Source organism: Candidatus Zixiibacteriota bacterium (assembly GCA_040752595.1).
Classification (GTDB): Bacteria; Zixibacteria; MSB-5A5; order WJJR01; family WJJR01; genus JACQFV01.
In genome coordinates, this window is record JBFMGX010000016.1 from 83,946 (window position 1) to 97,931 (window position 13,986).

At 61.0% G+C, this 13,986-nt stretch carries 10 protein-coding genes; 3 read left to right on the forward strand and 7 right to left on the reverse strand.

The genetic code is table 11. From position 1 onward, the window contains the following. Nucleotides 1–2 precede the first annotated feature (2 nt). The 3 genes from AB1792_05955 to AB1792_05965 all read right to left on the reverse strand — a co-directional run bounded on the left by AB1792_05955 (nucleotide 3) and on the right by AB1792_05965 (nucleotide 2,702). Nucleotides 3–692: a metal-dependent hydrolase gene (locus tag AB1792_05955; protein MEW5701754.1), complete on the reverse strand. Its 690-nt coding sequence runs from the start codon at nucleotides 690–692 to the stop codon at nucleotides 3–5. A 155-nt stretch (nucleotides 693–847) separates the two neighbouring features. Further along, on the reverse strand, nucleotides 848–1,564 hold the full coding sequence (locus AB1792_05960) for a sigma-70 family RNA polymerase sigma factor (GenBank protein ID MEW5701755.1): 717 nt from the start codon (nucleotides 1,562–1,564) through the stop codon (nucleotides 848–850). Between the two features lie 283 nt (nucleotides 1,565–1,847). Then, the gene (locus AB1792_05965) at nucleotides 1,848–2,702 is read right to left on the reverse strand and encodes a M23 family metallopeptidase (protein MEW5701756.1); all 855 of its coding nucleotides are present in this window, start codon (nucleotides 2,700–2,702) and stop codon (nucleotides 1,848–1,850) included. 1,186 nt (nucleotides 2,703–3,888) lie between these two features. Here AB1792_05965 and AB1792_05970 point away from each other — a divergent pair. The 3 genes from AB1792_05970 to AB1792_05980 all read left to right on the forward strand — a co-directional run bounded on the left by AB1792_05970 (nucleotide 3,889) and on the right by AB1792_05980 (nucleotide 6,965). Further along, nucleotides 3,889–4,458 carry a sigma-70 family RNA polymerase sigma factor gene (locus AB1792_05970; GenBank protein ID MEW5701757.1) on the forward strand — a complete coding sequence of 190 codons (570 nt, stop codon included), beginning with the start codon at nucleotides 3,889–3,891 and terminating at the stop codon, nucleotides 4,456–4,458. A 17-nt stretch (nucleotides 4,459–4,475) separates the two neighbouring features. Next, complete coding sequence (locus tag AB1792_05975) at nucleotides 4,476–5,543, forward strand: DUF4097 family beta strand repeat-containing protein (GenBank protein ID MEW5701758.1); 1,068 nt, start codon at nucleotides 4,476–4,478, stop codon at nucleotides 5,541–5,543. A 234-nt stretch (nucleotides 5,544–5,777) separates the two neighbouring features. After that, on the forward strand, nucleotides 5,778–6,965 hold the full coding sequence (locus tag AB1792_05980; protein MEW5701759.1) for a hypothetical protein: 1,188 nt from the start codon (nucleotides 5,778–5,780) through the stop codon (nucleotides 6,963–6,965). Nucleotides 6,966–7,257: 292 nt separating this feature from the next. Here the strand turns inward: AB1792_05980 and AB1792_05985 are convergent, their stop codons facing one another. The 4 genes from AB1792_05985 to AB1792_06000 form a co-directional block, all read right to left on the reverse strand. Further along, nucleotides 7,258–8,121 (reverse strand): sigma-70 family RNA polymerase sigma factor, encoded by an 864-nt coding sequence (locus AB1792_05985; GenBank protein MEW5701760.1) that lies wholly within the window; start codon nucleotides 8,119–8,121, stop codon nucleotides 7,258–7,260. 17 nt (nucleotides 8,122–8,138) lie between these two features. Then, the gene (locus tag AB1792_05990) at nucleotides 8,139–9,626 is read right to left on the reverse strand and encodes a Do family serine endopeptidase (GenBank protein ID MEW5701761.1); all 1,488 of its coding nucleotides are present in this window, start codon (nucleotides 9,624–9,626) and stop codon (nucleotides 8,139–8,141) included. A 355-nt stretch (nucleotides 9,627–9,981) separates the two neighbouring features. Beyond that, nucleotides 9,982–12,219, reverse strand: coding sequence for a beta-galactosidase (locus AB1792_05995; protein MEW5701762.1), 2,238 nt, complete (start codon nucleotides 12,217–12,219; stop codon nucleotides 9,982–9,984). A 182-nt stretch (nucleotides 12,220–12,401) separates the two neighbouring features. Next, complete coding sequence (locus tag AB1792_06000; protein ID MEW5701763.1) at nucleotides 12,402–13,985, reverse strand: Ig-like domain-containing protein; 1,584 nt, start codon at nucleotides 13,983–13,985, stop codon at nucleotides 12,402–12,404. Nucleotide 13,986 lies beyond the last annotated feature (1 nt).

Below are 13,986 nucleotides of genomic sequence, written 5' to 3' on the forward strand. Positions count from 1 at the left end.
GCTCAATACCCCAGTCGCTCGCCGATCTTCATGATGGTCACCTTGGCGCCGTGCCGGGACGCGCCATCGGCGAAGACCTGTGGATCGGCCTTGATCAGATCGAACGTGTCGTAGTGCATCGGCACTACATGCCGGGGGCGCAACAACTCCACCGCCTTGATCGCATCGCTGACACCCATCGTGAAGTTGTCGCCGATCGGCAGAAGGGCCAGATCGATCGGGTGCATCTCGCCGATCAACTTCATGTCGTAGAAGATCCCGGTGTCCCCGGCATGATACAGTGTCTTCCCCTCGGCGGTGATTAGGAACCCGCATGGATTGCCGGTGTATTCCCAGCCATTGGGACCCGGCCCCGCGGCGGAACCGTGATGAGCGATCGTCAATTTGACCCGCCCGAAGTCGAAGTCATGGCCGCCGCCGATGTGCATCGGATGCACCTTGGCTCCTTTGTTCTCGCACCAGACCGCCAGTTCGTTCGGGGCGATGATCACCGCCCCGGATCTCTTGGCGATCTCCAAACCATCACCCAAGTGATCGCCATGACCGTGAGTCAGCAGGAGGTAATCGGGTTTGATCTTGTCGGTGCCCTGCGGCGCCTTGGGATTCCCCGTGAAAAACGGATCAATGAGGAGCGTCTTCCCCCCCGCCACGACGAGGAAGCAGGAATGCGAGAGATACTGTACCGTCGGCATGATTCCCTCCGTGTCGCGTCGTACGCTGCGCGTACGGGGGGAATATACACGGGGCGCGGGGAAAAACCCACTGGTGGGAGACCGATCCTCGTGGCACCGGCCGTGGTGGTCATAGCCTGAGACTTGGAATGACCGCCGATGGCATGGGACGTCACTCAGCCTCCCTCCCCGATCCCCATCTTGCTGAGAATCGGGCCGAAGCGGCGGCGCAGGTCGCTGCGGAGTTTCTTGCGGGCGCGGTGGAGGTACCAGCGGACCGTGGCTTGGGGCATCCCCATAATTTCGGCGATCTCGTCGATGTCCTTCCCCTCGAGGTCCTTGAGGACAAAGGCGGTGTGCTGCTTCTCATTGAGCCGTTGCGCCGCCTGCAGGACAAATTCGCGCAGTTCCTTCAACTGAAAGGCCTGCTCCGGGGTTACCGAAGAGCTGCCCGGCTCGTTGACATCCTCCAGCTCCTCGAACTTGTGCTTCTTGAACTTGCGGATGTAGTCGATGGAGGCGTTGACGGCGATGCGATAGAGCCAAGTGGAGAAGCGCTTGGTCAGATCGAAGCGCTGGATGTTGTAGAAGGTCTTGACGAACACCATCTGCGAGATGTCTTTGGCGTCGTCATAGTCGCCGACCATCTTGTAGGCGATTCCCGCCACTTGGGCGCGGTAGCGGTCGATCAGCATCTTGAAGAGGTGGGTCCTGCCCTGTTGGATCTGTCGAATGATCTCGCGAACTTCTGTTTCGTCCTTGTCGGAGCCGAGATCTTTCCCGTCCAGCGACGGCTCGGCGATCGACTTCGGGCCCACCGCCGTGCCGGTCACTGCGTCCTTCCGCCGCACCCGTCTGCGTCTCGGCCGGTCGATGGTTCTACGTTTGGGCATCCGTTCCTTCCGGGTCCCGACAAGAGGAATCACTGTCACTGGGCGCCCACGACAGAAGCGATGGCGTCGACCGACCGGCATTGTGTCGTCGCGCTGCCGGCATGATCATGGGACGTGAACGCACCATCAGCACTGCTCTTTTCTGTTACCCGGCATCGCCACATCGGCCCATCGCAAACAGAACCACCTCGTGCACCCGATCAGTTTCCACAAAAAGACACCGGCCGGCCATTCCTTGGGCGGAACGGGCCATGCCGGTGCAACAGTGCAAGCAGCCAGTACGCTAAGACTTCTTCTTTTCGCCTGAGGCCGACGACACATCGGCCTGCGGCGCCCGGTCATAGATGTACCCCATCGGGTCCACCGGTCGGCCGTTCAGCACGACCTCATAGTGCACGTGGGGACCCGTCGAATAGCCGCTGCTGCCCACATAACCGATGATGTCGCCGCGGCGGACGACATCGTGCGGCTTGACGGCGAAGCGGCTGAGATGACCATAGCAGGTCTCGATCCCGTAGCCGTGGTTAATGGCGATGAAGTTGCCGTAGTGGGACTGCCGTTCGCAGAGAATTACAGTCCCCGCTGCCGGCGCGAAGATCGGCGTCCCGATCGGGGCGGCCAGATCGAGCCCGGTATGCATGCGTATCTGGTTGGTGAACGGGTCGGCTTTGTAGCCGTACCCGCGTGCCAGACGACCGTTGATCGGGTAGATCGAGGGTGTGTGGTCGAGCTGGTTCTTGCGCCCCATGAGACTACGCATGACCGACTCGTAGTTCTCACGTTCGAACTCGCTGCGCCGCAACAGACCGGCGACCTCGGTCTCGATCGCGTAGATCATCCGGTCGGTTTCGTTCTGCGGCGGTTCAGCAGGGGCGACCGAGCCCCCGGTCCCGAGAGCGCGGACTGTCGGATCGATTTCCGGAAACCCAAAGACAAGACGCACAGATTTCTCGGCATCCTCCAGGCGCTTGAGCTGTTGGCGCAGCACTGTGACGTCGGTACTGATGTCCACCAGCGCGGCCTTGAGCGCCGCGTTCTCTGCCGCCTGATCCTGATGCTGGTCCGCCTTGTTCAAGCCATAGGTGGCCAGCCCCATGGAAACAAAGAACCCGATGATGAGGAGCGTTGCGGCAGTCAATGCCGCACGCACTATCCATTGTGGTAGGGAGTACTGCTTGACTCTACCAGTCGAAGGCGGGATCACCCAAACATTCAATCGTCGTCTCGACATTCCATATCCTTTCGTCCTCATCGGCACGGAATCCCTCCCCGCCGAGAACGGGCCATGTTATCCGTAACATGCCTGTAATGTCAAGAGAAACAACGGGTGCGGTCGGCTGAAATGTCTGTCCGGCCCGACACCCCCCCTCGTGTGGGCCTTCCTCGAGCTGTCAGGACCGCTGCTCCCCGTTAGGCCGCCTCCCTGTCGGCCGAGACCGTCCGCAATCCATTGTCGCCGAGCGAGATGCAGTCCACCTACTTGATCAGGTGGTACTCATGCCTCAGGATTTTGTTGACCACCTTTATGAACTTCTCCGAGTTGAGGGTCTGGAGGCTGTACAGATGCCAGAAAGTCTTATGCGGCACCCTCACATCGGATTTCCGTTTCTTCGTCACGCCGCCCTCCTCCCGTGTGCACCTCGAGGCAGAAGGCGGCTGGCCTTTCCCCAAGGTCTGCTATCGGCAATGAGCCGCAGATTTTAACTGCCGACTGCACTTCCGAGGTAGGCAACGATCTTGCCGTGACACGGCGTTGCTTGGCGAGATGACGTCAACGCGCAGTGTATCAATGAGTTGTGCGGTGGCCGGTCGAAGGATTGTGTGGCGACGACCAGACTACAAGATCACAGAAGAATCCTGAGGGGATAGGGTTGAGACCCCATTGATGGGGATTCGGACAATCTCACGTCACCTCCAGACATGGGCACCGACAGGATCGCCGACGGCTACCGCTCTGCAAGAGCTTGCAAACTCACAGACGGATCGACGCGGTATCTGCCTCCCTCTCGAATCAAACGGACAAGTGATGGGAACCCTTCGTCAGTACGGCCGGTCGTGCTTGGGCCAAGACGAACCGGCTTCGGTCGGTGCGGGGTGGATGCATCCGCCAACCCAAGACGCACCAGCACACCAAGATCAGGACTTGGCGATGTGCTGCCCCGGATCCTGATCTGAATCGCCGAACAAGGCAGTGACGGAAGGGCCTTTGATGTGGCCGGTATGTGAGGCAAGGGATTACATTGCCGAGCGACCCTCCGGGAGGCACGGATCGCCGCCGGAGAAACAAACAATTGGGAGTTCCGTACCGGAAGGTGTGTCGCACGGTGGCCGAATCGGACGAACGCCTGATCAGAGATGCCCTGGCGGGGGACCAGAGTGCGTACAGGGAGCTTCTGGCTCGCCACCGACAGTCGATCTACCACGTCATCTTCAAGATCGTGCGTAACCCGGACGAGGCGGCCGACCTGGTTCAAGAGACATTCATGAAGGCCTTCGGGTCGCTGGCCTCGTACCGGTTCGAATACCGGTTCTCAACCTGGCTCTACAAGATCGCCGCCAACAGCGCCATCGATCATCTGCGCAAGAAGCGCATCGAGGCGTTGTCGTTGGACAAGCCGGTGCCGACCCACGACGGCGAGGTCGCCTTGGAGATTCCCGACTGGTCCCACAGCCCGGAAGAAGATCTGTTTCGCAAGCGTCGGGCTGTCACGATCGGGGAGGCAATCGAGGCTCTACCCTCGAAGTACCGGGAAGTCATCATCTTGCGCCACCAGCAGGACAGGTCGTACGAGGAAATCGCGGTGCAGCTCAATATCCCGGTCGGCACGGTCAAGGCACGGATTTTCCGAGCGCGCGAGCTGCTGAAGAAGAAACTGAAGGGTCTGGTGTCATGATCCTGGGGAGGTAGCCCGTGGACAGGCAGACAGCGGTACATTGTGTCCTTGTGGCGGCGGTCGCCGCGGCCGGTTGGGGCGCAGTCCCCTGCCTGGCCACTGAGGAATTCCGCTCGAGCGATACCAAGTCGTTTGTCGTCGGCACGCAGCCCGACATCGCCATTGAGACCATCAACGGCGACATATCCTACGTGGTCACGGAAGGGACAACGGCCACGGTCACCATCGAGACGATCGTGCGCGCGGACAACGCCGAGGAGGCGGAGCGAATCCGCCAGAAGATCCGTTTGACGGTCGAGGGGGACGAAGGGTTCCTCACCGCCCGTGTGGATTATCCCGACGATTTCCACCGGTGGCTGCGGGAGATCTTCGGCACACAACGCTCCATCACCGTGAGCTTCCATGTGCGCGGCCCCAAGGGGGCCGATGGCGTCCTCGGCTCCGTCTCAGGAGACGTAGACGCTGAGGGCGTGTTGGGACATCTTGAGATGCGCAGCGTGTCGGGAGACATAGACGCGCGACGCCTGGGGGGGCGGCTGCGCATCAACTCCACTTCGGGGGACGTTCATATCACGGCAGCAGGGGCGTCCACCAGCATCCGCACGGTCTCCGGCGACCAATGGATCCAGACCTGCGCCGGCGACCTGGAGGCGAATTCGGTCTCCGGCAACGTCGAGGCCCACGCCGTCAGGGGAATGACCGAGGTGGGAACGGTCTCGGGTGATGTCACGCTGGACGGGCTGGAGGCGACAGTCCGCGTCGGTACGACATCGGGGGAAATCCGCATCGTGCAGGAGTCGGGTGGCTTCGATTTGCACTCGACCTCCGGTGATATCACGATCGAGTCGTCGGCTCCTGAGGAACCGTTGATTGTTCGATCCACGTCCGGCGAAGTCAGTGTGTCGGTCAGACCCGAATCCATCGGGCAAGCCGTCCTGGAGACATCCTCCGGCGACATTCAGGCCGACCTGGAAATGACGGTCCGGCAGCATACGCGGCATCGCCTTGTCGGGCGAGTCGGGCCAGGGGACCAGGAAATCAGAATCTCGACCGTCTCCGGCGACATCGTCCTCGGAGAACTATAACGGGCAGTCTGAATGAGGGCCGCACACCAAGTGATCGCGGGACGATTCCGCCCGGCCTCGAACCGGGTTGGGTCTGTGCGGCGGTATGTCCACTTCGCCATCATGGCGCTGATCGTTGTGGCTTGCCCATCTCCTTGCGGCAGTCACACGGCGATGGCGGCTGACCCGACGGCGACGGTTGCTTCCCCTGCGCCTGCTCCACCACGACCACAACCGCGGGCGCACGTGGTGGTCGTGACCGACTCTCTCGCCGTTTCCCCCGAGGCGATGCCCGGTGACTCGATTTATGCCAGGGAAATCACCATCGATGCCAGTGGCATCAGCGTGGTTGGACGAGACGGACGGCGTTTGCGCTTCATGACCAGCCCGGGCGGGCGAATCGAACTGCCGGATATCCCCGGCGTGATTGTGCCGCCTCTCCCCGGGGGACACCCAGTGGTCTTGTCGGAAGACAAGCTGAGCAACTTCGTCCTGGCAGGAAACATCACGATCGATCCGGATGATGTTGCCGATGGCGATGTCGTCGGGATCTTCTGCGACGTGCACGTGCGGGGGCAGGTCGACGGCGACGTCGTCGTGGTCTTTGGCGACATTGACGTCGAAGGTACGATCAACGGCAGCGCCGTGGCGCCGTTCGGCACGGTGCGTCTCGGCCCGGAAGGATATGTCAGGTCGGACGTCACTGCCTCGCGGGTTCTCCGCGAGCCGGGGGGACGAATCGGCGGTCAGAGGCAGGAGACACGAATCGCCCCGTTTGGCGTCGGTCCGGGGGAAATCGGCCGTACTTGGGGTAAGCCAACGGTCACGATCTTGATTCTTCTCAAGATTGTGCTGTGGCTGTTCCTCGTCCTGGTGGCCTATGCCTTGGCGGCGAAGAACATCACCAAGGTCAAAGATCGTGTCCGTGTGTCGTTCTTCAAGTCGTTTCTGATGGGCGTGCTGGCGCAGATTCTGGTTCTCCCGCTATTCCTGCTGCTGATTGTCACGATCGTCGGAATCCCCGTGGCCCTATTCCTGATGCCGCTCTTGATGTTTGCCGGTCTCATCCTGGCGCAGGCGGCCGTCGGCCAGTATGTCAGCGATCTGCTCGCGGAGAATGCCGACCTCACCCTAAGGACGCCACTGGCACGAACCATCCTCGGTGTCTTGGTGCTGCAAGCACCGGCGCTTCTGATGATCATCTCGATTTGGGGAACGGGCCCGACAGAACTCGGTGGTGTCTTCCGCGTCACGACCCTTAGTCTGCTCACGCTGTCCATCGTGATTGGGTACGTCGTGATGACACTGGGAACCGGCGCGGTTGTGCTCACCCGCTGGGGCACACGTCCGAAAGACGTTGAGGCACCTCCCCCACCCACCGCCCCTCACACCGAACTCCCTGGCGCGACACCTCTGCCGCTCGCGGGGACTGGGAATTCGTAGCTCCGTGCTTTGCACGCACCGTCAGGGGGCTGAAAGCCCGCTGTCCTTATGACATAGCACTTCGCGGACAGGGGGCTTTCAGCCCCCTGACGTAGCCATCGGGGGAAGGTGCGCCTTACCGGACCGTCCGCGAGGGAATCAGTCCCCCACCCGCAGGGTGGGGTTGTTCTGACAAATGCACGGGGCAGATTCCCACCCCTCGGGTGGGGCACTTACGGAGGACAGCAACATTAAGGCCCCGTTCCAGCGGAACGGGGCCTCAGGGTCCGTTTTCAGTTGTGTGTTGGACCGGTCAGTCCAAATAGGCGCGCAGCGACTTGCAGCGCGAGGCGTGACGGAGACGGCGGATCGCTTTCTCTTTGATCTGGCGCACCCGCTCGCGGGTGAGGTTGAAGCGCACGCCGATCTCCTCCAAGGTCAGGGCTTTCTCGTGGGAGAGCCCGAAGTAGAGGTTGATCACCTCGGCTTCGCGGGGCGTCAGCGTGTCCAGCGCCTTCTCGATCTCCAGACGCAGCGAGTCCTTCAAGAGCGACTCATCCGGTGCCGGCTGCAGTTCGTCTTCGAGAACGTCGATCAGACTGTTGTCTTCCGACGTCGAAAACGGCGCATCCAGCGACAGGTGCGTGTTCGAAATCTTCAGCGTGTCGGACACCTCCGAAGCCGAGAGCTCCAACTCGCGCGCGATCTCATCCGGTGAGGGCTCGCGCCCGAACTCCTGCTCCAACGACGAGGCGATCTTGCCGATCTTGTGCAGCGTGCCCACACGGTTGAGCGGCAGACGCACGATGCGCGACTGCTCGGCCAACGCCTGCAGGATCGCCTGGCGAATCCACCAGACGGCGTACGAGATGAACTTGAACCCGCGCGTCTCGTCGAAGCGCTTGGCGGCTTTGATCAATCCGATGTTGCCCTCGTTGATCAGATCGGCCAGGGACAGGCCCTGGTTCTGATACTGTTTGGCAACCGAGACCACAAACCGCAAGTTCGCCTTGGTCAGACGCTCAAGGGCGGTTTCATCGCCCTGCTTGATGCGCTTGGCCAGAGACACTTCCTGGGCCGATGTCAACAGCGGTGTTTCGCCGATCTCCTTCAGGTACAAATCGAGTGACCGGTCTTCATCCCGGTACTTGCGAGAAGTTCTGACGCTCGTACCCATCCTCCTATGCTGGGGTGTTAGTTCTGCCGCGCCGGCCGGACCGCGATATAGGCGGTCTGTCCCTGCTGGCCGTACACCAGAAGCGACACCGCCTTGGTCTGATCGCCGATCTGCGCGACCTTCTCCTCGTATTCGCCACGACTCCGGATCGGTTCGTGGTTGATCTCCGCAATGATCATCCCGATGCGAATACCCTTCTCATACGCCGGACCGGCGGCGTCGATGTCGGTGACCAGGACGCCGGGATGGAATTCAGACTCATACTGTACCGCCAGTTGCGGCGTCGCCGTCGTCACCTCGATCCCGAGCCAGAGGGTCTCCGCACTCGACGGAGCCGGTTCGTCGCTCTCGGACGAGGCCCGGAGGGCACGGTCGCGATCTTCGAGCGTCACGGCGAACGTCTGCGGCCGCCCGTTGCGCAGCACGCCAAGGCGCACCGTTGTCCCGGCCCGCGCCTGCCAGATCAGACGCATGAACTGCTGGGTATCGGTGATCTTCTCGTCGTTCACCGTGACGATCACGTCACCGGGTTTCAACTCCGCCCGTTGGGCCGGTGTATCGTCCATCACCCGGTCGATGATCGCCCCCTCGGCCGTCTCCAATCCCTCGGCTTCTGCGTCATCCCAGGAGACATCATGCAACTGGATGCCCAGCCAGCCTCGGGGAACCCTGCCGGAAGCCAAGAGATCGGGAATGACCATCTTGGCGAAATTGACCGGGATGGCGAAGCCGATCCCGACATTGGCACCGGTCGGGCTGGCAATCGCGGCGTTGATGCCGATCACTTCCCCCTTCAAGTTCACCAGCGGCCCGCCGGAATTCCCGGGATTGATCGAGGCGTCTGTCTGGATGTAGTCCTGATATGTCGGCGTCTCCGAGCCGAAATTCAGACTCTTGCGGCCGACGGCCGAGATCACACCGACGGTGACGGTGCGATCCAATCCCTGCTGAGGAAACGGATTGCCGACCGCGACCGCCCAGTCACCGACCAGTATCGAGTCGGAATCTCCCAGCGTCACGGCGGGTAACTCGTGATCCGCCTTGATCTGCAGAACCGCCAGGTCCGTCTCCCGATCCGTGCCCACCAGTTCCGCCCGGAGCTCCATCTTGTCGGAGAGGCGCACAGTGATGTTGTCCGCTCCATTCACGACGTGGTAGTTCGTCAGAATGTATCCGTCAGGGCGAAAGATGAAGCCCGACCCGAGGGACTTCTGCCGACTGCGCCCCGTGTCGGGGCCGAACCAGTCCTCGAAGAACGGTTCGAAGGAGTGGAATCGTCGCGCATCGACGACCTTCTCCGCCGAGATGTTGACGACGGCATCCTTGACGGTTTGGACGACGTTGACGAACGGGCTGTGGCCGTTGCCGGTGACCCATCCTCCGGGCGGGGCGCCTTGGCCCGCTGCCGGGACGCCATGGCCAATGAACAGGACCAACAGGGAAGGAACGAAGACCGCAAGCCAGCGTCGGGAAGACGACAACGAAGACGTCAGACGGGTAATCACGGTACAATTCTCCTCAAGAGCACAAACTTGTATTTTACTACCCACAGGCCCTCGTTTCAAGGCCTTTCTCGACCTCATTTTATACGATTTGCGGTCGTTTTGTTCCCACCAGTACGGCGGGCCCGGCCCCGTGCGGAGACACATGCCTGAAGCCGCCGGCGACCTCGCTTTCCATCAGCACAGGATGTCGCCCGCAACTTCAGCCGAAGCCTATGTCAGAACGTGCGTACCCCATCGCGCCATTGCATATACGGCCCGAACCCGATCCTGTTGTGACAACGGTCTGCCTCGGACGGGATTTCGTCACCCGCAGGAGAACCCCTGACGGCGTGATCGATCCCGCAGAGACCCGTGGTCACTTCCGTTCAATACTGAAGAGTCTGGAATCGCCGCGGCTCAGACGGATCTCGATACCCGCCTTGAGGTCCCGAGCTGAGAGTTTGTGGGACTCCGTGCCCAGAATGTCCGTCAGAACGACCCGAGGCGAAGTGAGGCCCAGCGCCCCGAGGTCGGCGCCGACGATGACTCCCCGGCCTGCAGAGTCGCCGCTGTCTTCGATCATGCCCAGCGTGTCGGCCACGTCGTACACCATCAGCAGTGCCGCCTTCGCATGCCCCTGAAGTACGACATGAACATGCGGGTCGGACGAGAATACGGGCGACGTCAGCTTACCGAGCTTCAAGACATCATTCAGGAGGATCAGCTTCTCCGGCAGGAGATGCGAACCAGGCGAGAAGGTCAACACCGTAACCTGACCCTTGCCGCACTTGTTCGAGACGCCGAGGAGCTTCGTCCCGGCCTTCACCAGTTTGGCGGCTCGGTCGGGGGCGCGCTTGATGGTCCCCCAGACAGCGGTGTTGAACGTATGGTGCTTGGCTTCGACCGTCAAAAGGCCGGGCTCGAAGGAGGTGCGGACGCCGATCCCTTTGGCGAGGATCTCACAGGGATCCATCGAGTTGTCGAACCGGGGCAGAACACCATAGAGGATCAGGTGCGCACCGCCCTTGGCCAATTGCAGGAGACGTTCCTGGCTGGCTGAATCCATGAACTCGCCGGTCGGCACGACAACTGTCCCGTACTTGTCGAGACGATCAGGAACCGCCAAATCGAAGACGCGATAGTCGTACCCCAACGCCATCACATCGGCAGCCGTCGCATCGAACTGGGCTCCCATGAGGTCATAGAGGTAGCCATGTGACGCGCAGCGACCCAGGAGCGCGGCGCGCTGATACGGGCGATACTGGACCAGAGCCACATCGGCGAAATCCCGCATCGTCTCGAAGCGTAGGGTCGTCAGTTGTGAGACGGCTTCCCGGATGACCTCATAGGAAGGAAGAATGGCGCCGTCGGCTTCCAGGGCGGCATCATACCAGCGCTGCCGACCGACGAACATGTGGAAGTTGAATCCCTTGAGTCCCGCGGCAAGAGCCGCCACCAACAGGCGCTTGGAGTCGCGCGCCCCCAGTGGTCGGAACGACCGACCGGCATGTGGATCCGCATGGCGATTGCCGATTGTCAACTCGGTGGAGAAACCCGTCGGCTGCCATCCGGCAACACTGCGTGCCTGACGGATCGTCTCCGCGAACGGCCGGTTCCAGTCGAGGTTGACGGTGTACAGCACCCGTCCGGAATCCCTCGCCCCGGCCACATCGGGGAAATGGTACGATCCATGAAAGGCCAGACTGCGCGTGAATAGCACCGAGACTTCCGTCTGCGACATCAGTTCGGCCAAGGCCTCCGCGTAGCGGTTGACAACCCACTCGCGGAACTCCACCCAGTCCATGAGCCGGCAGAACTCGGGCGGGGTCTTGCACTCGGCCGTCTCAGGCGGTGTGGCCTCCTCGAATCCCTTGTGCCGCGTCTTCCACAGCCGATTGAGGCGGTCAATTGTCTCGTATTTCTCCGTCAGAAACTGCCCGAAGAACGACCGCGACCCCTGGGGACTAAAATCGGCGGAGAGCGGCGCGAAATGCCCGGCGAACGACGTTTCATGATCCAGTTCGACCATGAAGACCGGCCCGCGGGGGTAGATGTAGTTCTTGACCACTTCGCTGAGCACCGAGAAGTAGTTTTTGAGGAGGATGTGGAAACGATTACCCAAGTATGAGGGCAGGGCCACAGCCTTGGCTCCGGCACCTGGGTCGGCAGTGATATGCTGCCCGGCGTGATCGACGGCCAAATTGTCCGGATGACGGACGACAAACTCGGGGATGCCGCCATTGTCCCACTCCGAAGCCAGCCACGGCCCCGGACGCAGCATGATCTTGAAGCCGAACTCTCGACACAACTCGAGGAAGACAATCAAGTCCTTGGTGGGGTCGGTCGATCCCGCAAAGTCGAATTCACCCTGACGCGTCTCATGGAGATTCCACGGAACAGCGGTGGAGATGATGCGGAAACCCGCCTTGCGGATTCGCTCGAAACAAACTGACCAATGTCGTTTGGCGACACGGAAGTAGTGCATCTCCGCCACATAGGGCAGGAATTCCTCCTTGCCGATCACGAACTTGTGATCGACGACGCGGAGCGAGGATCGCGAATCCCTTGTGCCGCCTATGGTTAGTAAGAAGGGATCACTCGTTCGATCATCCATTGGCCATTCCTTCTCCGGAAAACCCCCTATTTAGCAAAACCACCCACTTCAAGTCAAGGAATATCTCCTAATACACAGCCAGACAACGCGTTGCCGCGCCACTGCCATTATGGCAGCGCCTCTGGCCATCACTTACACGACTCTGGAATCGTCGTATTCCGCGGAAAGGCGAGGAAGCAACCCTATTTCAGAAGGAGCATGCTACGGATCGATTCGAAATCCCCGCTGACAATGCGGCAGAAATAGACCCCAGTCGATAGCGTCCGACCGGCATTATCTCGCCCGTCCCAATCCACGGCATAGACTCCCAGCGGCTTGAATTCGTCGAGGAGCGTCCTGACCGATCGACCGAGGATGTCGAACACTTCGACCCGGACGCGGGCATCGTGCGGAAGACCGAAGCGCACCACGGTGGAGGAATTGAACGGGTTGGGGTAGTTCTGTTCCAGCGAGAACTTGGCGGGGACACCATCTCCCGCCTCCAATTGGCGCACGGCAGCGGCTTCGGCGACGGTGATGGTCACGACATCGGTGTCTGCCAGAAGTCCGTCTGAGGCGATGAAAGTGACATGGTAGTCTCCGGCTTGGCTGAGATCAGGGTCAAAGACAAATGACCCGCTGCCATCCCCATTGTCCGAGAAGCTCGCGTTGAGCGGCACGTTCAAAGCCGAGAGCGCAGGGACCGTGGCATCGATGTCATGGCCGATCACCGTAAGCGCGAGATGCTCCCCCTCGTTGACCGACTGCGGGGAAATGTGATCGAGCACCGGCGCCGCGTTCGTATGGGCGACCATGATCGTAACGACTTCGCCGTCCGCAAGTTCTCCGTCCCAAGCAATGAAGAGAACATCGTAGATCCCTTCCTGCGTGTAGTCGGGATGGAAGATGAATGTCCCCGTGCCGTTGCTGCTGTCGATCAACGCCGAATGATCGGGTGGGTTCGCCACCATGAGGAGCGGAGTTGTTCCGTCAAGATCGGATGCTGAGATCGGAAATGCCAGCGAGCCGCCTTCGGCAGTCGTCTTGGAGCCGATAGTGGCAAGCACAGGGGCATTGTTGGCGTTCGGGTTGATGGTCACAATGCCCCGCCGGAATGCAAACATGACGCCCGCAAAGGACAGATCAGTCCCTTGCAGGTGGTTGTTGGGGCACGTACACGCGGTGTCGATCTCAAAACTGCCCGGGACGGAATCGACATCGAAGACAAACTCGAATGAGGGTCCAGCCAGGTATGGCGTTGAGTCACCGTCTTGCGGCCAACCGTGATGGACACCGGCTGCGCTGTCGCTCCCTGACGGTAGATACCAAAGGTGCGGGGGAGCGCTTGTGCTCACTCCGGCCCACAGGAAGCCGTCGGGGGACGTGAAGTCCACTGGACTACTGGTATTGTACGCATGAGCAACGGGCCCACTGCAGAGGGGGAAACCACCGCCCGCGTGGCAGTTCGTGTCGGTGGGTGTGCCGTAGACTATCTTACTCACGGAACTCGTGAGTGCGCTGGCGGAGATCCTGCGATCCGGCGGTGCCGAGAAGACACAAGACCCCATAATGTACGACCCGTTGGCATCGGTATCGCGAAACTCCAGCGGCATGACGAAAGCGGTGAGGGGCGTGTCGTTGACCACCCAAACGCCGATGGTCACGTCGGTATCACCGGGATGGACCGACTTGGACTCGACCCAGACGGCGTTGTATGCGCACGCCGTCCCGGCACCCAAGAGGCCGCACAGAACGCAGATTGCGACGACGATCCGGGGCCGATTCACG